At 70.7% G+C, this 20,414-nt stretch carries 22 protein-coding genes; 10 read left to right on the top strand and 12 right to left on the bottom strand.

Annotation, left to right across the window (positions count from 1 at the left end):
• Nucleotides 1-18 precede the first annotated feature (18 nt).
• From Q9S71_RS12605 to Q9S71_RS12595, 3 genes are all read right to left on the bottom strand, one after another.
• Nucleotides 19-2,073, bottom strand: a complete 2,055-nt coding sequence (locus tag Q9S71_RS12605) for an ABC transporter ATP-binding protein (protein ID WP_311862681.1) — start codon at nucleotides 2,071-2,073, stop codon at nucleotides 19-21.
• Nucleotides 2,070-3,797 (bottom strand): ABC transporter ATP-binding protein, encoded by a 1,728-nt coding sequence (locus Q9S71_RS12600; protein WP_311862679.1) that lies wholly within the window; start codon nucleotides 3,795-3,797, stop codon nucleotides 2,070-2,072. Before Q9S71_RS12600 ends, Q9S71_RS12605 begins: the two co-directional genes overlap by 4 nt.
• 74 nt (nucleotides 3,798-3,871) lie before the next feature.
• Nucleotides 3,872-4,243 carry a response regulator transcription factor gene (locus Q9S71_RS12595; protein WP_311862677.1) on the bottom strand — a complete coding sequence of 124 codons (372 nt, stop codon included), beginning with the start codon at nucleotides 4,241-4,243 and terminating at the stop codon, nucleotides 3,872-3,874.
• A gap of 83 nt (nucleotides 4,244-4,326) precedes the next feature.
• On the opposite strand from Q9S71_RS12595, the gene Q9S71_RS12590 reads away from it, so the two are divergent.
• From Q9S71_RS12590 to Q9S71_RS12580, 3 genes are read left to right on the top strand one after another with little or no spacing between them, the layout of a single operon-like run.
• Nucleotides 4,327-4,998: a sensor histidine kinase gene (locus Q9S71_RS12590; RefSeq protein ID WP_311862675.1), complete on the top strand. Its 672-nt coding sequence runs from the start codon at nucleotides 4,327-4,329 to the stop codon at nucleotides 4,996-4,998.
• A gap of 40 nt (nucleotides 4,999-5,038) precedes the next feature.
• A complete protein-coding gene (locus Q9S71_RS12585; RefSeq protein ID WP_311862673.1) occupies nucleotides 5,039-5,722 on the top strand; it encodes a hypothetical protein in 684 nt (227 codons plus the stop codon).
• Entirely contained in the window at nucleotides 5,719-6,270 is a 552-nt protein-coding gene (locus tag Q9S71_RS12580; protein WP_311862671.1) for a DUF4352 domain-containing protein, read from the top strand. The genes Q9S71_RS12585 and Q9S71_RS12580 overlap by 4 nt, the downstream gene beginning before the upstream one ends.
• A gap of 398 nt (nucleotides 6,271-6,668) precedes the next feature.
• On the opposite strand, the gene Q9S71_RS12575 is transcribed toward Q9S71_RS12580, so the two are convergent.
• From Q9S71_RS12575 to Q9S71_RS12560, 4 genes are all read right to left on the bottom strand, one after another.
• Entirely contained in the window at nucleotides 6,669-8,012 is a 1,344-nt protein-coding gene (locus tag Q9S71_RS12575; RefSeq protein WP_311863293.1) for a hypothetical protein, read from the bottom strand.
• 87 nt (nucleotides 8,013-8,099) lie between these two features.
• Entirely contained in the window at nucleotides 8,100-9,794 is a 1,695-nt protein-coding gene (locus Q9S71_RS12570; RefSeq protein WP_311862669.1) for a tripartite tricarboxylate transporter permease, read from the bottom strand.
• Nucleotides 9,795-9,806: 12 nt separating this feature from the next.
• The gene (locus Q9S71_RS12565; protein ID WP_253034097.1) at nucleotides 9,807-10,364 is read right to left on the bottom strand and encodes a tripartite tricarboxylate transporter TctB family protein; all 558 of its coding nucleotides are present in this window, start codon (nucleotides 10,362-10,364) and stop codon (nucleotides 9,807-9,809) included.
• A complete protein-coding gene (locus tag Q9S71_RS12560) occupies nucleotides 10,361-11,380 on the bottom strand; it encodes a Bug family tripartite tricarboxylate transporter substrate binding protein (RefSeq protein ID WP_311862666.1) in 1,020 nt (339 codons plus the stop codon). Before Q9S71_RS12560 ends, Q9S71_RS12565 begins: the two co-directional genes overlap by 4 nt.
• Before the next feature lie 172 nt (nucleotides 11,381-11,552).
• Here Q9S71_RS12560 and Q9S71_RS12555 point away from each other — a divergent pair, with 172 nt between their 5' ends.
• Together Q9S71_RS12555 and Q9S71_RS12550 are read left to right on the top strand one after the other, a co-directional pair.
• A complete protein-coding gene (locus Q9S71_RS12555) occupies nucleotides 11,553-13,124 on the top strand; it encodes an ATP-binding protein (protein ID WP_217532223.1) in 1,572 nt (523 codons plus the stop codon).
• Nucleotides 13,121-13,783, top strand: a complete 663-nt coding sequence (locus tag Q9S71_RS12550) for a response regulator (protein ID WP_311862665.1) — start codon at nucleotides 13,121-13,123, stop codon at nucleotides 13,781-13,783. Before Q9S71_RS12555 ends, Q9S71_RS12550 begins: the two co-directional genes overlap by 4 nt.
• A 5-nt stretch (nucleotides 13,784-13,788) precedes the next feature.
• On the opposite strand, the gene Q9S71_RS12545 is transcribed toward Q9S71_RS12550, so the two are convergent.
• The gene (locus Q9S71_RS12545; RefSeq protein WP_311862664.1) at nucleotides 13,789-14,361 is read right to left on the bottom strand and encodes a dihydrofolate reductase family protein; all 573 of its coding nucleotides are present in this window, start codon (nucleotides 14,359-14,361) and stop codon (nucleotides 13,789-13,791) included.
• Nucleotides 14,362-14,431: 70 nt separating this feature from the next.
• Here Q9S71_RS12545 and Q9S71_RS12540 point away from each other — a divergent pair, with 70 nt between their 5' ends.
• The 4 genes from Q9S71_RS12540 (at nucleotide 14,432) to Q9S71_RS12525 (ending at nucleotide 17,659) form a co-directional block, all read left to right on the top strand.
• Nucleotides 14,432-14,998 carry a TetR/AcrR family transcriptional regulator gene (locus Q9S71_RS12540; protein ID WP_311862663.1) on the top strand — a complete coding sequence of 189 codons (567 nt, stop codon included), beginning with the start codon at nucleotides 14,432-14,434 and terminating at the stop codon, nucleotides 14,996-14,998.
• Nucleotides 14,995-15,474 carry an SRPBCC family protein gene (locus Q9S71_RS12535; protein WP_311862662.1) on the top strand — a complete coding sequence of 160 codons (480 nt, stop codon included), beginning with the start codon at nucleotides 14,995-14,997 and terminating at the stop codon, nucleotides 15,472-15,474. The genes Q9S71_RS12540 and Q9S71_RS12535 overlap by 4 nt, the downstream gene beginning before the upstream one ends.
• 85 nt (nucleotides 15,475-15,559) lie before the next feature.
• On the top strand, nucleotides 15,560-17,257 hold the full coding sequence (locus Q9S71_RS12530) for an AAA family ATPase (protein ID WP_311862661.1): 1,698 nt from the start codon (nucleotides 15,560-15,562) through the stop codon (nucleotides 17,255-17,257).
• 12 nt (nucleotides 17,258-17,269) lie between these two features.
• A complete protein-coding gene (locus Q9S71_RS12525) occupies nucleotides 17,270-17,659 on the top strand; it encodes a hypothetical protein (protein ID WP_311862660.1) in 390 nt (129 codons plus the stop codon).
• Nucleotides 17,660-17,668: 9 nt separating this feature from the next.
• On the opposite strand, the gene Q9S71_RS12520 is transcribed toward Q9S71_RS12525, so the two are convergent.
• Together Q9S71_RS12520 and Q9S71_RS12515 are read right to left on the bottom strand one after the other, a co-directional pair.
• Nucleotides 17,669-17,896, bottom strand: coding sequence for a hypothetical protein (locus tag Q9S71_RS12520; RefSeq protein ID WP_311862659.1), 228 nt, complete (start codon nucleotides 17,894-17,896; stop codon nucleotides 17,669-17,671).
• Nucleotides 17,897-17,963: 67 nt separating this feature from the next.
• Nucleotides 17,964-18,146, bottom strand: a complete 183-nt coding sequence (locus Q9S71_RS12515; RefSeq protein WP_311863291.1) for a DUF1272 domain-containing protein — start codon at nucleotides 18,144-18,146, stop codon at nucleotides 17,964-17,966.
• 114 nt (nucleotides 18,147-18,260) lie between these two features.
• On the opposite strand from Q9S71_RS12515, the gene Q9S71_RS12510 reads away from it, so the two are divergent.
• Nucleotides 18,261-19,103, top strand: coding sequence for a hypothetical protein (locus Q9S71_RS12510; protein WP_311862657.1), 843 nt, complete (start codon nucleotides 18,261-18,263; stop codon nucleotides 19,101-19,103).
• Here the strand turns inward: Q9S71_RS12510 and Q9S71_RS12505 are convergent, their stop codons facing one another.
• Together Q9S71_RS12505 and Q9S71_RS12500 are read right to left on the bottom strand one after the other, a co-directional pair.
• A complete protein-coding gene (locus tag Q9S71_RS12505; protein ID WP_311862656.1) occupies nucleotides 19,104-19,373 on the bottom strand; it encodes a hypothetical protein in 270 nt (89 codons plus the stop codon).
• A gap of 105 nt (nucleotides 19,374-19,478) precedes the next feature.
• Nucleotides 19,479-20,360, bottom strand: coding sequence for a LysR family transcriptional regulator ArgP (locus tag Q9S71_RS12500; protein WP_311862655.1), 882 nt, complete (start codon nucleotides 20,358-20,360; stop codon nucleotides 19,479-19,481).
• Nucleotides 20,361-20,414 lie beyond the last annotated feature (54 nt).

Raw genomic sequence — 20,414 nt, 5'->3', positions numbered from 1 at the left:
AACGACGCACACAGCGCGTTATTCCGTCGCGGCCTTCCCTTCCGCCGGAGCGGCGTCCTCTGCGACCGGCGCGTCGACGAGGTCGTCGTGCGCCTGCTCGAACTGCGAGCGGTACAGCCGGTAGTACGCGCCCTGCGCCGCGATGAGCTGGTCGTGCGTGCCCTTCTCGACGATGTCGCCGTGCTCCATCACCAGGATGAGGTCGGCGTCGCGGATCGTCGAGAGCCGGTGCGCGATGACGAACGACGTGCGTCCTTCGCGCAGCGCCGCCATTGCGTGCTGCAGCAGCAGCTCGGTCCGTGTGTCGACCGACGAGGTCGCCTCGTCGAGGATCAGCACGGCCGGCTGCGCCACGAACGCCCGGGCGATCGTGATCAGCTGCTTCTCGCCGGCGGAGACGTTGGAGGCGTCCTCGTCGAGCATCGTGTCGTAGCCGTCGGGGAGCGAGCGCACGAACCGGTCGACGCGCGTCGCGACGGCGGCATCCACGATCTCGTCGTCCGTCGCCGACTCGCGGCCGTACCGGATGTTCTCGCGGATCGACCCGGCGAACAGCCACGGGTCCTGCAGCACCATGCCGGTGCGTGAGCGCACGTCGTCACGGGAGAGCTCGGCGATGTCCTGGCCGTCGAGCAGGATGCGTCCGCCGTCGAGCTCGTAGAACCGCATCAGCAGGTTGACGAGCGTCGTCTTGCCCGCACCCGTCGGGCCCACGATCGCGACCGTCTGCCCGGGCTCGACCCGGAACGACAGATCGGTGATCAGCGGGTGCTCGGGCGTGTACGAGAACTTGACGTTCTCGAACTCGATGACACCGCGCCCGTCGCCCCGGGCGGGGGCGTCGGCGGCATCCGGTTCCTGCTCCTCGGCGTCGAGCAGCTCGAACACCCGCTCGGCCGAGGCGGTGCCCGACTGCACGACCGCCGCCATGCCGCCGAGCTCGGACAGCGGCTGGGTGAACTGCTGCGAGTACTGGATGAACGCCTGTACGTCGCCGAGGCGCAGCTGTCCGCTCGCGACCTGCAGGCCGCCGAGTACGGCGATCCCGACGTAGGTCAGGCTGCCGATGAACGTCATGCCGGGCATGATCATGCCCGACAGGAACTGCGCCTTGAACGCCGCCTGGAAGAGCTCCTCGTTCTCCTCCTGGAACTTCGCCTGCGCGTCGGCCTCACGACCGAAGACCCGCACGAGCGAGTGCCCCGAGAACGACTCCTCGACGCGGGCGTTGAGGCGACCGACCTTGCGCCACTGCACCCCGAACGCCTTCTGCGACTTCGGGCCGATGATGCCGAAGATGATCGCCATGAGCGGCAGGGCGACGAGCGCGACGATGGCGAGCTGCCACGAGATCGAGAACATCATGACGAGCACACCCACGACCGTGAGGATCGCGGTCAGCGCGCCCGAGAGCGACTGCTGCATCGTCTGGGTGATGTTGTCGATGTCGTTGGTGACGCGCGAGATCAGCTCACCGCGCTGCACGCGGTCGAAGTGCGACAGCGGCAGGCGGTTGAGCTTGGCCTCGACCTGCTCGCGCAGGCGCCACATCGTGCGGACCATGATCACGTTGATGACATAGCCCTGCATCCAGGTGAGGACCGCGGAGACGACGTAGATCACGAGCACCCAGGTGATGACGACCTTCAGTGCGTCGAAGTCGACCCCGGCACCGGGGGCGTAGTTCTGCATCGCGCCCACGATGTTCGCGAAATCGTCCTGACCCTGCGAGCGCAGCGCCGCGACGGCCTCGTCCTGCGAGAGCCCCGCCAGCGCCGGATTCTGCCCGAGGAAGTTCGAGAGAAACCCCTCGAAGACGATGTTGGTCGCCTCGCCCAGCACCTTCGGCGCGATCACGGCGAGCACGACGCCGACGGCGCCGGCGAGTGTGACGAGACCGAACCACCACTTGTAGGGCGAGAGCAGCCCGATCATGCGGAAGAAGCTCGGGCCGAACTGCGACGCCTTGCCGGGGGCGACGGAGTCCCAGTCGCCGCTGTTCAGGCGGGCCTGTTCGGCGAGCTCCGCCTCGAGGCGCTCCTCCTCGGTCATCTCCTTCTCGGGCGCGCTCATGCGTCCACCCCCAGCTGCGATTCGACGATCTCGCGGTAGGTGTCGTTCGTGGCCAGCAGCTCGTCGTGCGTGCCGACCCCCACCATCCGGCCGCCGTCGAGCACGACGATGCGGTCGGCATCCGTGATCGTCGAGACGCGTTGCGCGACGACGATCTTGGTCACCTGCGGCAGTTCTCGCCAGAGGGCCTGGCGCAGTTTCGCGTCGGTCGACAGGTCGAGCGCCGAGAACGAGTCGTCGAAGACGAGGATGTCGGGCTGGTGCACGATGGCGCGGGCGATCGACAGGCGCTGCCGCTGCCCGCCGGACACGTTCGTGCCGCCCTGCGCGATGCGGGCGCCCAGGCGGTCGTCCATCTCCTCGACGAAGTCGCGACCCTGCGCGATCTCGAGGGCGTGCCACAGTTCGTCGTCGGTGGCGTCCTCGCGGCCGAACCGCAGGTTCGAGGCGACGGTGCCGGTGAACAGGAACGCCTTCTGCGGGACGAGGCCGATGCCCTGCCACAGCCGGTCGAGGTCCGCCTCGCGCACGTCGACGCCCGCGACCCGGACGGATCCGCTCGTCACGTCGAACAGCCGCGGGATGAGCGACACGAGCGTCGTCTTGCCGGCGCCGGTGGATCCGACGATCGCGACCGTCTCGCCGCGCGCGGCCGAGAAGCTCACCCCCGAGAGCACGGGCTCGTCGGCTCCGGGGTAGGTGAAGGTGACGTCGTCGAACTCGACGGTGCCGGGCGTCGGGAAGGCCGACACGGGCTGGGTGGGCTTCACCAGTCCGCCCTCGACCGCGAGGACCTCGCCGATGCGGTCGGCCGACACCGCGGCGCGCGGGATCATGATCGTGATGAACGTCGCCATCAGCACACCCATCAGAATCTGACCGATGTACTGCATGAAGGCGAACAGTGTGCCGATCTGCACCGACCCCTCGTTCACCTCGATGCCGCCGAACCAGATGACCCCGACGACGGTGACGTTCAGGATGAGCATCGCGAGCGGGAACATCAGGACGAACAGCGACCCGACCTTGCGGCCGACGACCATGATGTCGGTGTTCGCGCCCCGGAAGCGCTCCTCCTCGATACGCTCGCGCACGAACGCGCGGACGACGCGGACGCCGGTGAGCTGCTCGCGCATGATGCGGTTCACCGCGTCGAGCTTCTTCTGGTAGCTGCGGAACAGCGGCACCATCCGACTGATGATGAGGATGCCGACGACCAGCAGCGTCGGCACCGACACGCCGATCAGCCAGCTGAGTCCGACGTCCTGCTGCAGCGCCATGATGATGCCGCCGATGGCCAGCAGCGGCGCGGTGACGAGCATCGTCGCGCCCATCATCGCCAGCATCTGCACCTGCTGGACGTCGTTGGTGTTGCGGGTGATGAGCGAACCGGCGCCGAACTGCGTGACCTCGCGCTCGGAGAACCCGCTGACGCGCTGGAAGACGTCGCGGCGGATGTCGCGCCCGACGGCCATGGCGGCGCGGGCGGCGAAGAACGTGGCGATGATCGAGGCGACGATCTGCCCGAGGGCGATCGTCAGCATGAGGACACCGTGCGACCAGATGTAGCCGATGTCGCCGCGGGTGACGCCGTTGTCGATGATGTCGGCGTTGAGGCGGGGGAGGTAGAGCGCGGCCATGGCGGAGGCGAACTGGAAGACCAGCACCCCGACCACCAGCCAGCGGTAGGTGCGCAGGTAGCGCACCAGGAGGGTTCCGAGCATGAGTCTCAGAGTGCCACTACCCGCCGACATGCGCGTCCCCCTGCGGGGGGATGTCCGCTGACGGCGTAGCGCCGTCAGGCCACCGCGGCGAGCAGTTCCTTCACGTGCGCGACGATCTCGCGCGGACGGAAGGGTTTGGCGACGACCTCGTCGACCCCGGCGCGGAGCGCCTCCTCGCGGTCCGAACTGTGGACACGCGCGGTGAGCATGACGATGTGGGGCTGCGGGATGCCGGCGGCCCGGATCTCACGCGCTGCCTGAATGCCGTCGGTGCCGGGCATCATCCAGTCCATCAGCACGACGCGCGGATGGTCGGCGACGACCCGTTCGACCGCCTCCCGGCCGTTGCCGGCCCGGCCGGCCACGATCCCGGCGCGGTCGAGGCTGGAGACGAGGAGCATGGCGATGTCGTCGTCGTCGTCAACCACGAGCACGGAAATCTCCACCCCCGTACTCTGACACGATCCCGGGTTGTGGACGAACCCCGGCCCCTTCATCCCTCTGCTTCCGCCCCTCCCGACGCGGCTGGTTGCTGACGCGGTGGGGGATCCTCGTGCCGCTCGTCGACATCGTGTCGGTCGCTCTGGTGCGTGCCGAGAGGCTCGGCGTCGCGCAGGCGCTGAACGCGATCGCACGCAACGACGACGTGCTGCTGGAGCGCGTCGCGCGGCTGCTCACCGCGGGCAACAAGCGGATGGTGCTGGCACCCGCGCCCGTCGACGTCGTCGCGCTCGTGGAAGAGACCGTCGCGGTCGTGACGCCCTTCGGGACCCAGGCGGGGGTGACGCTCTCGGTCGACGGCGAGGGCGTCGTCGCCGAACTCGACGCGCGCCGCATCGAGCAGGCGGTCGAGAACGTCCTCACGAACGCCGTCAAGTTCACGCCGCGCGGCCGCTCGGTGACGGTGCGCGTCGCCGGCGACGGCGAACGGGCGATCATCTCGATCTCCGACACCGGCGTCGGGATAAGCGCCGAGGACAAGCAGCGGGTCTTCGACCGGTTCTACCGGGCGAGCACGGCGAGGGAGAACGCCGTACAGGGGATCGGCGTCGGACTGTCCATCGTGAAGTCGATCGTCGACGCGCACGGCGGCGAGATCACGATCGAGAGCGAGCAGGGCCGGGGGACGACGATCGGGCTGTCGTTGCCGCGCACCCGTGGGACCCCGCCCCCGGCCGAGGAGTTCGCGCTGTCGGCATGAGAGGAACGGATGCCGGTGCGCGCGTCGCTAGGATGACGCCGTGACAGCCTCCGGAGACGAGCCCCGGGGCATCCGTTCCCCGCGGAATGCCCGGTGGCTGCGCGATGTCACCGACCGGGTCCCCACCGCGTGGCTCCCCGGCATCGTCACCGCCGTGTTCCTCGGCGCGGCGGCCGCGTTCGGCGGGCTCGAAGCCGTCGCCGCGCCCCCCATCGCGAACCTCCAGCCCGGCGACGAGCACCGCAACGACATGCTCGCGTTAACGGTGGAGCGGGCGGTGCTCATCGACTCGTTCCCCGAAGCCGGGGCATCGGCGAACGCCGAGAACGGAGAGCGGGTCCTCGCCGTCGTCGTGACCGCCGAGAACACGTGGGATCGCGCGGTGCCGGCGGAGAACGACGCGTCCCTGACCGGGATGCTCCGCGCGCCCTCGCTCGCGGACCCCGTACCCGTAGCGGCGGCCCGGTTCGATGACGGGACGAAGGAGCCGTGGCTGCAGCCGGGCCTGCCGGCCGAGCTCGTCGTGACCTGGATCATCGGCGCAGATGAACTGGCTGCGGGCGATGAGCTCGAGCTCGAACTCCGAGACTTCACCCTCCAAGAGGGCCAGATCGTCTTCTCAGGCGAGGTGTGGATCGACCCGGTGGTGAGTGCGCGGGTGTCGGTGCCGGTGACCGACGTCGGATCCGGCGCCGACGCCCAGCCCGAGGAGGAGGGACAGTGAGGCGCTGGGCGGTGTGGACGATCGGCATCACCCTGCTGGTCATCGCGTGGGGTGTCGCGAAGGTGACCCCCGGTACGGAACTCACCGAAGCCTCTTTCGTGACGGAGGCGCGAGTCGGAGAACGGGCCGTCGGCTCGCAGCTGGTGCTGACCGTCGTGGACATCGCAGTGGCGAGCGCCGTCTCTGACTCGCGCGGATGGACCGCGGAGGGAGAATGGCTGGTCGTGGATCTCGACGTTTCGGCGAGAACGAGCGAAGAGCTCGCCCTGCTCGCCACCGCGAACCTCATCATCGACGGCCGCACGTACCGGGCCAGTGAGCGACCCGAGTCGCTTCTCGACGAGTCGCTCGGCGCGGGGATCACGACGAGCGGCAGCCTCGCGTTCGAGTTGCCTCAGGATGCCGACGCGAAGCACGCGACTCTGCGATTCGCGCCGAAGGGCGGCGATGTCCGTCTCGACTCCGTGACCGAGATGACGGTCGACCTCGACGACGTGCCTCGGCAGGGATCGCGCGAACTTCGACCGACCGTCGGAGGCGGACTGTGAGTGCGTGGTGGCGAAGGAATCGACGTGCGTTGCTCGCGGTCGTCATCCTGATACCGCTGACGGTCGGAGTCGCAGGCGGATGGGAGTTCTGGAAGCGCGTCCAGGGGCGACCGACGTTCGCCGTCACCGCCGCAGCCGGGAGCACGATCGATTTCGACGGCATCACCTTCGGTCCGGCGACGGCGGCGGAGGTCTCGTCCCCCGCCATCGATCTCGCTCCCGACTCGAAGGTCATCTCCGTCAGTGTGCCCGTCGATCGGCACGGAGCTGCAACCGCGTGCTCGATTCCCGTCCTCAGGGAGCTCAGCGGTCAGGGGCGGCTCTGGGAAGCCGACCACCAGCTTCTCCGCTGGGATTCGAGCCTGTACACCTTCTGCCCGTCGGATCCCAAGTGGGACTCATTCCCGGACGGGCCTTTCACGATCGACGTGCCCTTCATCGTTCCCGACGAAGTCTCCGGCGAGCTCGGCGTCGAGTTCACGCTCATCGACGAGCTGCCGCGCTACCTTCGACTCGTCGTCGTGCCCTGAGTCGACGACCGGCGCTCCGATGAGGGCACCAACCGTCGCGTCGTATGCGCCCGCGATGAGCGACACCCGGATCGGTTCGATGACGAGCGCCGGGATACCGAGGAGGAGCCCGCCGGCGGCGCGCCAGAAGTCGTCGACGCCGTGCGGTCCGATCACCCGCGTCAGACCGAAAGTCAGGAGCGGGTCGAGCAATTGGACGACGACGTACGCAAGAACGTAGGCACCGACGAGGACCGGCCCGCCGCGCCACATGAGTACGAGTGTGCGCCAGATGGGTTGGAATCGGGATCCGACTCCGGAGCCGATGTCGCCGAGACGTCGACGCAGGCGTTGCGGGAGCGTGCCGTACCGAGCGCGTGCACGCTGCACGAGATCCCCGCGCCACTGCACGCCCTGGGGCGCCACCGCCTGGCCGTAGACGACGCCGGCGACGGTCAACCATGCGAGGGGAAGCGCGATCAACCCCACTACTTCGCCGACGACGAGAGCGACGGTGTCCCAGGCCCACCCGAGCGGGGCGAAGAACGACCCGGCTGCCTCGCGGAGGCCATCGACCCACTCGATCGCGCGGCGTGACTGCACCCACGACGTGACCTCGGTGACGAGGTCCCCGAGCAGCAGCACGGTGAGGAAGACCCACAAGCCTTCCAGATAGGTCGCGGCGAGCCCGGTCCAGCGGGGCAGACGTGTGTTCCATCGCCCCCACGCCCACCGGCCGACGAAGGCGGCGATCACGACGGCGACGGTCCACGGTTCCCAGGTGAGGGAGGCGACGGTGCCCGAGGTGTCGACTTCCACGCCGGAGATCACTCCGGTCAGACCGCGGCCGAGTCTCACCTGGGCTGCCGTGTCGACGTAGACGGCGAAGTCCGCTTTCAAGAGGCCGATCGCGCCGTAGATCGCCATGAACGGCAGAGTCGAGGAGAGCATCGCGTCGCGGAACGCCACCCGTCGGGCGCGCGGCTCCGTCGGCGGCGGTGCGATCGCACCGAGCCGCACCATCCCGTCGCGGAGCACGAGGAACATCGCGACGAGGCTGATGAGCTTCGCGAGGATCGCCAACGGCAGCAGCAGGATGCCGCCGAGCGCGGTGTACCCGCCGACGTACCCGGCGACCTCGAGGCCGACGTACCGGCCGAGCGTCCCGGCCAGGTACCACGCGAGCAGCGCCGGCCAGTGACGCACGAGGAGGCGCCACGTGAGGCCGAGCATGGTTCGCACGGTCTCACCGTAGTGGCACCGACGCGGCGACGCCCGCCCGACCACAGGGATCGGACGAGCGTCGGCGGATGCGGCGACTCAGCCGGCGCCGCCGCCTGAGTCGCCGGTGCCCCGGCGGCCCTGACGCTCGCGCGCCTCGCGCTTCGCGGCGGCCGCGGCGAGCTCTGCCCGGATCGTGTCGGTGCGCACGTCGGTCGGGCGGTCACCGGCATCCCACATCCGGTCCACGGCCGCCTGCGGGTGTCCCTCTTCGGCGGCGAGCGACGCCTCGAGCGCGCGTTCGTACCGGCTCTGCCGACGCTTGAGCCACAGACCCGCGACGAGCATGACCGCCAGCACCGAGTACGCGACGGCGGCGAACGGGTGCAGCACGAGGTCGGCGAGGTCGCCCTGGCTCAGCTGCAGCGCCTTGCGCAGCTGCTGCTCGCCCATGGGGCCCAGGATGAGTCCGACGATGAGCGGCGCGATCGGGAAACCGAACCGGCGCATGAAGTACCCGAGCGCCCCGACGACCAGCAGGATCGCGATGTCGAGGGTCGAGAAGCTGACGGCGTACGCCCCGAGGACGGCGAACGTGATGATGCCCGCGTAGAGGTAGGGCCGCGGGATTTGCAGCAGCTTCACCCAGATGCCCGCCAGCGGCAGGTTCAGGATGATGAGCAGCACGTTGCCGATGTAGAGGCTCGCGATGAGCGCCCACACCAGGTCGCCCTGGTTCTGGAACAGCTGCGGACCGGGCTGGATGCCGTACGACTGGAACGCCGTGATGATGATCGCCGCGGTCGCCGTCGTCGGCAGTCCGAGCGTCAGCAGCGGCACGAGCACACCGGCCGCAGCCGCGTTGTTCGCGGCCTCCGGACCGGCGACGCCCTCGATCGCACCGCGACCGAACTGGCTCTTGTTCTTCGACAGGCTCTTCTCGCTCGCGTACGAGAGGAAGGTCGCGACGTCCGCGCCGCCGGCGGGGATCGTCCCGACGGGGAAGCCGATGAACGTGCCGCGCAGCCACGGCTTCCACGAGCGCTTCCAGTCCTCGCGGGTCATCCAGTTGCGCCAGCCGCGGGTGACGGGGATCACCGGGATCGGTCCGTGCCGCAGGCGGGCGGCGACGTAGAACGCCTCGCCGATCGCGAACAGGCCGACCGCGACGAGCACGACGCTGATGCCGTCCGACAGCGCCAGGACACCGAGGGTGTAGCGCGCCTGGCCCGTGGTCACCTCGGTGCCGATGAGCCCGATGAGCAGGCCGATGCCGAGCGAGGCGAGACCGCGCGCTGGCGACGAGCCGAGCAGCGCGCCGACGGTGATGAAGGCGACGACGATGAGCGCGACGAAGTCCGCCGGCGCGAGGTTCACCGCGAAGCGCGCGATGATCGGGGCGAACAGCGTCAGCAGCGCGGTCGCGATCGTCCCGGCGACGAACGAGCCGATCGCCGCGGTCGCGAGCGCCGCGGCGCCTCGGCCGAGCTTGGCCATCTTGTTGCCTTCGATGGCGGTGATGACCGACGCCGATTCGCCCGGGGTGTTGAGCAGGATGCTGGTGGTCGAGCCGCCGTACATGCCGCCGTAGTAGATGCCCGCGAACGTGATGATCGCCGCGGTGGGGGAGAGCGAGTAGGTCAGCGGCAGCAGCAGCGCCACGGTCATCGCGGGACCGATGCCGGGGAGGACGCCGACAGCGGTGCCGACGATCACGCCGATGAAGGCGAAGAGGAGGTACTCGGGCTGCAGCGCCGTCGCGAAGCCCTCCATGAGGGAGTTCAGTGCTTCCATGATCTCTTCCGATCAGCCGAACAGGGGACCGGGGCCGTACCACCAGTCGAAGGCCATGCCGCGGGGAAGCGACAGGCCGAGGCCCTCGCCGAACAGCAGTTGGGTGCCGACGCCGAGCACGAGCCCGGCGAGGAAGGCGACCCACGGGCGCTTGGCGCCGAGGGTCCAGGCCGCTCCGCCGAACAGGAGCGCGGCGACCATCCACCAGCCGAGGATCTCGAGCAGGACGATGACGCCGACGACGAGTCCCACGAGCTTGAGGATCGTCCACCAGTCGGTCGCCGCGTTCGGGTCGATGTCCTCGCCGTCCTCGGGGGCGGCGACCTTGCCGCGCACGGCGGCGACGACCAGGAAGGCACCCGAGGCGAGGAGGATCGCCGAGACGAGGAACGGGAACACCTGCGGGCCGATCACCCCGCCGGCAGGAACGCGGATCGAGAACGCGCCGACCAGGGCGAACACCCCCAGGGCGACGATCACGCCGGCGAAGATCAGGTTGCCGATGCGGTCCGCCCCCCAGCCGGGGCGCGCAGTCTCCTGCGCACCCCGGTCCAGAGTGCTCTCGCTCATGACACGAGACCGATGTTCTTCAGGGTGCTCGTCACATCGGTGACGTTCTCGTCGACGAAGGTCGAGAACTCGTCGCCGGTGAGGAAGGCGTCTGTCCAGCCGTTGGTCTCGAGCGCCTCCTGCCAGGCGGCCGACTCGTGCATCTCGGTGACGAGGTTCACAAGGCCCTCGGCATCCGCGTCGCTGATGCCGCCGGGGGCCAGCAGGCCGCGCCAGTTCGTGTACGTGATGTCGAAGCCCTCGTCGATCATCGTCGGGGTGTCGGGCAGCAGCTGGGCCGGCTCGTCGCTCGAGACGGCGAGGGCGCGCAGGTCGCCGGACTCGACGTACTCGGCGAACTCGCCGACACCCGAGATGCCCGCCGCCGCGTTGTTGCCGAGCAGCAGCGAGACCGCCTCGCCGCCACCGGCGTTCGGGATGTAATTGAGCTTCTCGGTGATGCCGGCGCCGTCGAGGCCGGCCTCCTCGAGCAGGAGGCCCGCGAGGATGTGGTCGGCGCCACCGGCGGAGCCGCCGGTGATCGTGACCGACTGGCCGTCCGCGACGACCGCATCGACGAGGTCCTGCAGGGTCTGGTACTCGCTGTCGGCCGGAACGACGACGACGAGGGGCTCCTCGGTGAGGCGCGCGATCGGAGTGGCGTCCTCGATGCGGTTCTCGGCGGCGTTCGTCTCGACCGCGCCGACCATCACGAGGCCGGTCACCATGAGGGTGTACGGGTCCTTCTCGTTCGCGAGGCTCGCGAGGCCGACGGTGCCGCCGGCGCCGCCGATGTTGGTGACCGCGGCCGTGCCGACGAGGTCCTCGTCGGTGAGCACCGCCGAGACGGCGCGGCCGGTCTGGTCCCAGCCGCCGCCGGGGTCGGCGGGGACGATGATGCTGACGTCGCCGACCTGGGCAGCCGCCTCCTCGGACTCCGCGCCGCCGCCGCCGACGGCAGCGCCGCGGGGGTTGCAGCCGGACAGGGTGAGGGCGGCGACGCCCGCGAGGGCGATGATCGCGAGGGACTTGCGCATGGGGGGACTCCTCTTCGAGTTCCGTCGAGGCATCCTCGCCCCGACGTCCGTTCGCACAGACGCTAGGCACCGCGCCGAGGGCTGTCGCGCTTGCGCAACTAAGAGCGAGTTCGGAAAGTATTGGTCCCGCTCGCGGTGGGCATGTCCGGGCGCCGCAGGGGAGAATGAGCGCGTGCCCCGAGCGATGTCGCTGAGATGGCAGCTGCTGCTGCTGCAAGCCTTCATCGTCTGCGTCGTCATCGTGATCGCCGGGGTCGTCGCGATCTCCCTGCAGGAGCGCTCCATCCGAGAGTCCTACCGGGAGCGGATGGTGGGGGTGGCCCTCTCGATCAGCAGGCTCCCCTCCATCGCCGAGGCGTTCGACGACCCCGACCCGAGCGCCACGATCCAGCCGCTCGCCGAGGTCATCCGCGAGGCATCCGATCTCACCTACGTCGTCGTAACGGATGCCGCCGGCATCCGTTACTCGCATCCGAACGAGGACCGCATCGGCGAGGCTGTGTCGACCGACCCGTCGGCACCGCTGTCGGGCCAGGTGTGGTCGGGTACCGAGACCGGGACCCTCGGCGAGTCGTACCGCGTGAAGGTGCCGCTGTACGCCGGCGGCGCCGTCTCGGGCGAGGTCATCGGATCCGTCTCGGTCGGCGTGCTCGAGTCGGAGCTCGCCGCCGACGTGCAGTCGCGGCTGCCGTGGCTGCTCCTCGCGCTCGGCGGCTCGGCCGTCGTCGGCGTGTTCGGTGCAGCCGGGGTCGCGACCCTCATCCGTCGTCGCATCCTGGGCCTCGAGCCGGAGCAGATCGCCGAGCTCGTCGCCGAACGCGAGACGATGCTGCACCGTCTGTCGGAGGGGGTGGTCCGCGTCGACCGCGACGGGGTCGTCGCGAGCGCGAACGACGCCGCCGTGCGCCTGCTCGGGGCGGGACCGCTCATCGGCGAGCGAGCCTCGGACGTGCTCGAGGGACCGATCCACGAGGTCCTCGTCAACGGGGAGCGCGAGGGGCGCCTCGTCCTCGCCGGGGAGCGTCCGCTCATCGCCCGAGCGACGGGTCTGTACGACGACGACGGCAAGCCGGTCGGCGGCACCCTGCTGCTGCGCGACCACACCGAACTCCACCAGGCGGTCCGCGAGATGGATGGCCAGCAGTCGCTCACCGACGGACTGCGCGCGCAGGCGCACGAGTTCGCGAACTCGATGCACGTCGTGTCGGGGCTCCTCGAACTCGGTGCCTGGGACGACGCGCGCGACTTCATCGCGCGGATGCAGCCAGGCGGCTCGCTCGACATCGGCGCCGCCAGCGAGCAGCTGGGGCCCGAGCTCGCGGCTCTCCTCTCGGCGAAGCTCGCGCGCTCGCGCGAACTCGGCATCACCTTCTCCATCGACGCCGAGGGCATGGTCCCCGCTGCTGTGACCGGGGACCTCGTCACGGTGGTCGGCAACCTCGTCGACAACGCGTTCGACGCGTGCCGCGCCGGCGACACGCTCGCGCTCGCCGTGCACGCCGGCGCCGAGGGGGTCAGCGTCGTCGTCGAGGACAGCGGTCCCGGCGTCGATCCCGCGCTCGCCGACCGGGTCTTCGACGAGGGCGTCAGCACGAAGGATCCGAGCGCCCGCACCCGCGGCGTCGGCCTCGCCCTCGTCCGCCGCATCGCCCGCCGCCACTCGGGCGACGTCGTCCTCAGCCGGTCCGCCCTCGGCGGGGCGCGCTTCGCCGTCGTCCTCCCCGTCCCCGCGAGGGTCTCGTGAGCCTCCGCGTCCTGGTCGTCGACGACGCCCCTGCCGTCGCCCAGCTGCACGGCCGCTTCGTCGACGCCCATCCGCAGTGCGAACTCGTCGGCACGTCGGCATCCGGTCCCGATGCCGTCGACGCCATCCGCTCCCTCGAACCCGACCTCGTGCTGCTCGACGTGCACTTGCCCGGCTTCTCGGGTATCGAGGCACTCCGCGCGGTAAGAGCGGATGCCGCCGTCCGCCAGCCCGAAGTCGTCGCCGTCACCGCGGCCCGCGACGTCGAGACCGTCCGCGACGCGCGGCTCATGGGCGTGCGGCACTACATCGTGAAGCCGTTCACCGCCCACGACCTGCACCAGCGGATCGACGACGTCATCGCCGAGCGGGGAGCCGCGGCATCCGGCGGCACCCTCGACCAGACCCGGATCGATGCCGTCATGCGGCCCTCTGCCCGGCGCTCGCTGCCGAAGGGGCTCACACGCGAGACGCTCGAGCTCGTGCACGACGCGCTGCGCCGCCTCGGCGGCGGGACTGCCGCCGACCTCGCCGCGGAGCTCGGCCTCTCGCGGGTGAGCTGCAGGCGCTACCTCGAGCACCTCGCCGACGAGGGCGCCGCCCGCCGCACGATGGACTACGCGACCGCCGGGCGGCCGAGCACGCGATACGTCGTCTAGGACTCTCAGCGTCGGGCGACGTACTCCTCGATGATCACTCCGGAATCGAACGCTCGCGTCCCCACGAGATCGAACGTTCGTGGCTCGAACGCGGATTCCCCGAACAGGGGGATGCCGGAGCCGAGGACCACCGGATTGCGCTTGAGGATCAGCCGATCGATCTCGGGGAGCAGCGAACCGGCGAGCTCGCCACCGCCGCAGAGCCAGATGTCTCCACCTGGCTCGCGCTTCAGCTCCCGCACGGTGCGGAGCGGCTCACGGGTGACGGCGATGTCGGGGTCGAACCCGCCGCCGTCCGCGCGCGTCGCCACGATCTGTCGCAGGTGAGGGTAGGGACTCGTCACTCCGATCTCGAGTGCCGGCCTCAGGGTGTCGCGGCCCATCATCACGGTGTCGAAGCGGCCCGCGGTGACCCGGATGCCGAGGGCGTCGGCGACGTGGGCCGGGAGCGTCTCCGGGAACTCGGTCAACAGGACGGTCATGTGGTCGCCTGCCGCCAGGAACGCGTCCGTTTCACCGTCCGGTCCCGCGATGGCACCGTCGAGGCTGACGGCGACGTAATAGACCAGCTCGCGCATGGCATCTCCAATCACTACTTCTGTCGTGGTCAACGTACGACATCTGTCGTGGAATCGCTAGAGTCACCTCATGGTCCGCAACCAGGAACGACGCGCCGCCCTTGCGGATGCGGGGATCCGCGTCCTCGCCACCGAGGGCGCCCGAGGCCTCACGCATCGCGCCGTGGACGCCGCCGCCGGCACACCTCGCGGAACCGCGTCGAACTACTTCGCCACGAGAGCGGACCTCATCGCCGCTCTCGTGCAGCGGATAGGCGAACGGCTCACCCCAGACCCGGCCGTCTCCGCGCTCCTGCGCCATCGTCAGCCGGGCCGCGAGGTGTTCGGGGACTACGTCCGCGACATCGTCCGTCGTCTGATGGCCGACCCGCACGTCACCCTCGCCCTTTTCGAGTTGCGGCTGGAGGCCGCGCGTCGTCCCGACGTGGCGGGCGCGCTCGCCGAGTGGCGGCGTCGGTCCTTCGAGGACGACGTCGCCTTCAACCGCACAGCCGGACTTCCGGGCGGCGCCGTCGAGATCGCACTGTTCCACTTCGCCGTCGACGGGTTGGTCTTCGACCGGCTGACCCAGCCGCTCGATGACGGCCTCGACATCGACGACGCGGTCGACGCACTCGTCTCCCGGTTGCTGCCGTGACCGGGCCGAGTGGGACCACGTTCACGGAGGTGACCCGTGTCGCGTGCGCGCCGGAGGTGCTGTTCGACCTCTCGCTGTCGATCGACGCGCACCTCGACTCCATGCGGCGGTCGCGCGAGCGCGCCGTCGCCGGGGTGACGAGCGGGACGATCAGGCTGGGGGAGAGCGTCACCTGGCGCGCCCGCCACTTCGGCGTGATGTGGACGATGACCTCGCAGATCACCGCGCTCGAGCGCCCGCGTCGGTTCGTCGACGAGCAGGTGCGCGGACCGTTCCGGGTCTTCCGTCACGAGCACCGGTTCGAGCGGGACGGGGTCGTCACGGTCATGACCGACACCGTCACCCTGCGCTCGCCGCTGCTCGGGGTGATCGTCGAACCGCTCCTGCTGCGCCCGTACATGCAGCGGCTGATCCGTACGCGGAACGCGGTGCTGGTCCGGAAAGCCGCCGCGGCCTCGGGTGGCCGGGCGGCCTGACGCGGCGACTCTGCCCGTCCACCGGGGATTTCGGCGTCGCGCGCGATAGCGTGGGAGCGCGTCCGTCGCGCACCGAGAGGAATCCATGAGCACTGGCAGTGAACCGACACACGCCTCCGCGCACGTCACCGGTGGGTCGGCACGGTTCACGACGGTCGACGGCGCCGAACAGACCCTCGACGCTCCTGACGCCGACGGCGTGCGCCGCCTCATCGTCGACCGGGTGAGAGCGGATGCCGCGGCCGCCGGCACGGCGATCGAACTGCGCACGAGCGGCGACCGCGGTGAGCATCGCCTGATCGTGGGACCTTCGGGCGAGATCGACGTCGAGGTGGATGACCGCACCGTCACCCGTGCGGAGCTGCGCCAGCAGGCGTGGTGGACCACGGACCCCGAGCCGGTGCACGAGGCCGAGGCTGACGAGGACGACGCTCCCGCCGCGGAGGCTGAGCCCGAGGTGGATGGCGCGGAGCCCGCGCTCGTCGCCGAGGTGCCGGCGTTCTTCCCGCCGTCGTCGAACCCTCTCCCGGAGTCCGCCGAGCGGCCCCCCGTCTTCGACAGCGGGGACGACGACGACCTCGACGAGGACGACGCCACGGCGCCGGCCGAATGGGCACCCGCCCGCGTGACCGAGATCCCCGCAGCCGTTCCGGCGACGGGGACCGACCCCGTCGACGTCGCGCGCGCGTCGTTCGACGCGGACGCCGCGCCCGCGTCCGAGCAGGAGCCCGCAGCCGAGCCGGAGCCCGCGGACGAACCGGAGCCCGCAGCCGAACCGCACAGCACAGCGACCGCCACGCCCGAGGCGCCGGCCCCCACCGACGGCGCACCCGCGCCCGAGACCGCGTTCGAGGCATCCGCCTCCAACGGGTCCCGTCCCTCTTTCATCGAGCCTCCCGAGGTTCACCCCGCCACCGTTTCGGGCTGGCGCTCGTTCTTCGTGCGGATCGGCATCCCGATCAAGCCGTCGAAGGCGGAACTCGCGCGTGCGGAGCGCGAGAAGGCGGTCTCGCGTCAGTGGGCCGGATGCCGCGCCATCGCCGTCGCCAACGGCAAGGGCGGCGTCGGCAAGACCATGACGACCGCGGTGCTGTCGGCGGTGTTCGCGCGCCACGGCGGCGGCAACGTCCTCGCGTGGGACAACAACGACACCCGCGGCACCCTGGGGTGGCGCACCGAGCAGGGCGACTACGACACGACGATCCGCGACCTGCTCCCCGAAGCATCGCGGCTGCTCGAGGCGACCGCATCCGTCTCCGACATCGCACGATTCGTTCATCACCAGTCCGTCGACCGCTACGACGTGCTGCGCTCGAACCCCGAACTGCTCGCGGCCGATCAGCGCATCACGACCGCCGACTTCGACCTGCTCGCACAGGTCGCGGCGCGGTACTACCGCATGGTCATCTTCGACTCGGGCAACGATGAGTCGGCCGACCGCTGGCTGCGCATGATCGATTCGGCGCATCAGCTCGTCGTCCCGACCCTCGCCGCCCCCGAGTCGGCCGAATCCGCCGCCCTCCTCCTCGACGCGCTGCGCAAGCGCGACGAGCACTCGCGCCGCCTCGCCGACGGCGCCGTGGTCGTCGTCGGGCAGTCCGAGCGTGCCGGCATCGGCGCCGCGCAGCGCATCGCCGCCGGCTTCGAGGGTCACGTCCGCGCGGTCGAGATCATCCCGTTCGACGACGCGCTCAAGGCCGGCCGCATCCGGTACGACGCCCTGCAGTCGCGCACGAAGGACGCCTGGATGCGCGCGGCCGCCGCCGTCGCGGACGGCCTCTAGACCGGCGACCAGGTGCGCGCCGCGACGGGAGTTCTGCTCGCGCTCGCCATCCTCGCCGGTGTTGCGCTGATCGCCGGCCTCTGGCTGGACACGCGCGAGAACGTCGAGACGCGCTGCTGGCTGGATGACGCCCCCGCGGGCGTCTCAGTGTCGGAGTCGGCGCTCATCTCCGCTGTGGAGACAGTCTGGCCGGTCGGACGACGGTGCGATTGGGAGCCCGCCGCCGGCGACGGCGTCATCGTCACCCAGACGGGGTGGGCTCGAACGGCCGTCTTCGTCGTCGTCGGCTTGGCGAGTGCCGTGTGGGCTGTCGTGGGCGCCGCCCGGCGTCGGCGAGCGGCTGCCGTGCCCTTCGCCGTGTGCGTGGCACTCGTCGCCGTGGTCGTCTTCTGGACGGGCTGACCGGGTCGATCAGCGGACGGGCCCGCGGAAACCTTCGATGGGACGCTCGTCCCACGTCGTGAACGGATCGTCGCCCACCTCGGCCATGAGGGCGGGACGCGCCGCAGCCGCTGCCTCCGCGGACTCCCACAGTGCGATCCCGACGAGGCGACCGCCCTCGTCGTCGACCACACCCGTCCACTCGAGCCCGGGCTGCTCGCGGGCGACCCGGCTGTAGCGGCGCATCGAGTCGATCACCGCGTCACGATGTCGCGGCTGGGGTGAATGTAAAGAGACCACAGCGAACGGCATGGCCGGTAGTCAATCACCCGTCGGCGGGCCGGACCACCCGTGTCGGCCGCCGCTGCAGGTCGCCGCCGCAGTTCGGACAGGCGGGTCCAGGGAAGCCATTGCGGCACGCGGCGCACCATGTGCACTCGTACGAGCAGACGTACGCTTCACCGTCCGGAGGCAGATCGCGCGCACAGGACTCGCAGTTCGGGCGCATCTCCAGCATCCTCCGAAGATAGGACGGGCGATGAGGTCGCCGCTGTCGCGCTGGTGCCGTGCGGCGTCGGAATCCTGCCGAATCCGCGCCGGCGACATGGGGGAGGATGGGGAAATGACCGGTGAGACGGACGCCACGCGGCTGATCGAGGTCGCCGCGCGGCTGAGCGTGGCTCCCGCCGGTGATTTCGTCGCGCTGCGCGCCGAGGCCGCGGCGGAGGCATCCGACAAGGATCTCGCGGCGGCGATCAAGAAGCTCCGCAAGCCGGTCCTCGCCGCCTGGGTCGTCAACCTGCTCGCGTCCGATGACGCAGACGCGCTCACCCCGGCCGCCGAGCTCGCCGACGAGTTCCGCGAAGCAGTGGATGCCGGCGATGCTCGCGCTCTCGCCGATCTCACCCGGCGCCGTCGCAGCATCCTCCGTGACCTCGTCGATCGCGCCGTGCGGCGTGCGGGCGAGCGCGGTGCGGACGTCGGCGCCGCCGTCCGCACCGCAGTCGAGCAGACCCTCGACGCCGCGCTGCGGGATCCGGATGCCGCGGCTGCCGTCGCCAGCGCCCGGTTGCTACGCCCCATCGAGGCGACCGGAATGGACGCGCCCGACCTCTCCGACGCGGTCTCGGGACCCTTCGACGTCGCCTCAGCCCGGCCCGAGGCGACCGACGACCTCGCCGAGCGTCGCGCGGCCCGCGAGGCCGCGCGAGCAGCGGCCGAGGCGCGACGTCACGCCGAGAGTCTCGAGCGCGACCTCGATCGCATCGAGGACCGCTGGCAGGCGGCGCAGGAGAAGGCGTCGTCGCTCGAGGACCGCCTGGCGGAACTCGACCGTGAGCGCGCCCGCCTCGAGGACGAGGCCGAGCGGGCACGCGCCGAGGTCGAGGACCTCGCCGAGCAGCGCCGCCGAGCCCGTACCGCCGCGACGAAGGCACGGTCCGCGGCCGACCGTGCGGCCGACTGATCAGCCGCGCGCGCGGTGCTGGTCGAGTGCGGTCGTGGCGGTCGACCAGACGAGGGTCTGCGCGACCTCCTCAGCCCGGTCGTACCGCGGCCCCGTGAGGACCACGTATACGGCGCCGACGACGTCGATGTAGCCGGCGACCTCGCCGGCGATCCGGACCTCGTAGCGGTCCTCCGCGATCAGGTCCCACTGGATGCGCGACGCTCGGTGTGCGGCATCCGCCGGTCGACGCGTCGGCAGTGCGCGCAGCGTCTCCGAATCCACGAACATGTTCTGCACCTCGTTCCGCTCACCCCGTCGACACCTGTCCCAGGTGACCACCATCGCCCCGCGCACCCGCGCGGCGGAGGGGATTGACGCGGCCCGGGGCGCGCGCTACCCGACGGCGGGCGAGCGTTCCGCGGCCTCGCGGACGGCCGTCGTGACCGTCTCAAGGAGCGGCGACGAGAGGTTCCAGCGCTGCCAGAACAGGGGGACCTCGACCGTGTCGTCGGCCAGAATGACGAGCGAGCCGTCGGCGACGCCGGCCTCGAATTGGCCGGGCAGCAGCATCCCCCACCCCAGGCCGATCGTGATCGCCTGCGCGAACTCGGCCGACGCGCTGATGATGTGGCGGGGGGCGTCCCGCCGGGCGCCGTGTCGGCGTGCGAACGCGCTCTGCAGCGTGTCGTGACGGTCGAAGTCGACGCGCGGTGCGGCTTCGAGCGCGGCCCGCCCGAGCCCCTGCGGGAACCACCGATCTGCGAAGCCCCGCGTCGCGATGGCGGTGTACCGCATCCGCCCCAGGGGTGAGGAGACGCATCCGGCCACCGCGTCGCGCTGCGAGGTGACGGCCGCCATGACCGTGCCCGCCGCGAGCAGCTGCGCCGTGCGTTCCTGGTCCTCGCGGTGCAGCTCGAACGTGACCGGGTGCGCGGCGGTGACGGCGGTGAGCGCCGGTAGGAACCAGGTGATGAGCGAGTCGGCGTTGACGGCGAGCGGCACCACTGCCGAGCCCGCCTCGTCGCCCAGGGCGGCGCGGGCGTCGTGCTCGAGCAGGTCGAGCTGACGCGCGAGACGCACGAGCGGCTCGCCCGCCTCCGTCGCGGTCACCGGCTTGGTGCGCCGCAGCACCACCCGGCCGACGCGCTGCTCGATGACACGGATGCGCTGGCTGACCGCGCTCGGGGTGATCCCGAGCCGTGCGGCCGCGCGATCCAGCGTGCCGGCGTCGACGGCGGCGGCCAGCGTGCGCAGGTGCTCGAACGGGATGTCCACGCCACCAGCGTAGTGAAGCGATGCTTCAGATGATGCAGAATCCTTCGCTGTACT

Origin of the sequence: Microbacterium gawkjiense (assembly GCF_031932225.1) — a bacterium.
In the GTDB taxonomy this organism is placed as follows: Bacteria; Actinomycetota; Actinomycetes; order Actinomycetales; family Microbacteriaceae; genus Microbacterium; species Microbacterium gawkjiense.
The sequence above is the reverse complement of the archived record's forward strand: the minus strand, read 5'-3'. Positions and strand labels throughout refer to the sequence as shown.

What these genes read in the sequence shown, in the direction of transcription:
- Q9S71_RS12605 (WP_311862681.1), bottom strand. Translation starts at nt 2,073, where the DNA reads ATGAGCGCGCCCGAGAAGGAGATGACCGAGGAGGAGCGCCTCGAGGCG.
- Q9S71_RS12600 (WP_311862679.1), bottom strand. Translation starts at nt 3,797, where the DNA reads ATGCTCGGAACCCTCCTGGTGCGCTACCTGCGCACCTACCGCTGGCTG.
- Q9S71_RS12575 (WP_311863293.1), bottom strand. Translation starts at nt 8,012, where the DNA reads ATGCTCGGCCTCACGTGGCGCCTCCTCGTGCGTCACTGGCCGGCGCTG.
- Q9S71_RS12570 (WP_311862669.1), bottom strand. Translation starts at nt 9,794, where the DNA reads ATGGAAGCACTGAACTCCCTCATGGAGGGCTTCGCGACGGCGCTGCAG.
- Q9S71_RS12565 (WP_253034097.1), bottom strand. Translation starts at nt 10,364, where the DNA reads ATGAGCGAGAGCACTCTGGACCGGGGTGCGCAGGAGACTGCGCGCCCC.
- Q9S71_RS12560 (WP_311862666.1), bottom strand. Translation starts at nt 11,380, where the DNA reads ATGCGCAAGTCCCTCGCGATCATCGCCCTCGCGGGCGTCGCCGCCCTC.
- Q9S71_RS12545 (WP_311862664.1), bottom strand. Translation starts at nt 14,361, where the DNA reads ATGCGCGAGCTGGTCTATTACGTCGCCGTCAGCCTCGACGGTGCCATC.
- Q9S71_RS12540 (WP_311862663.1), top strand. Translation starts at nt 14,432, where the DNA reads ATGGTCCGCAACCAGGAACGACGCGCCGCCCTTGCGGATGCGGGGATC.
- Q9S71_RS12530 (WP_311862661.1), top strand. Translation starts at nt 15,560, where the DNA reads ATGAGCACTGGCAGTGAACCGACACACGCCTCCGCGCACGTCACCGGT.
- Q9S71_RS12515 (WP_311863291.1), bottom strand. Translation starts at nt 18,146, where the DNA reads ATGCGCCCGAACTGCGAGTCCTGTGCGCGCGATCTGCCTCCGGACGGT.
- Q9S71_RS12510 (WP_311862657.1), top strand. Translation starts at nt 18,261, where the DNA reads ATGACCGGTGAGACGGACGCCACGCGGCTGATCGAGGTCGCCGCGCGG.
- Q9S71_RS12505 (WP_311862656.1), bottom strand. Translation starts at nt 19,373, where the DNA reads ATGTTCGTGGATTCGGAGACGCTGCGCGCACTGCCGACGCGTCGACCG.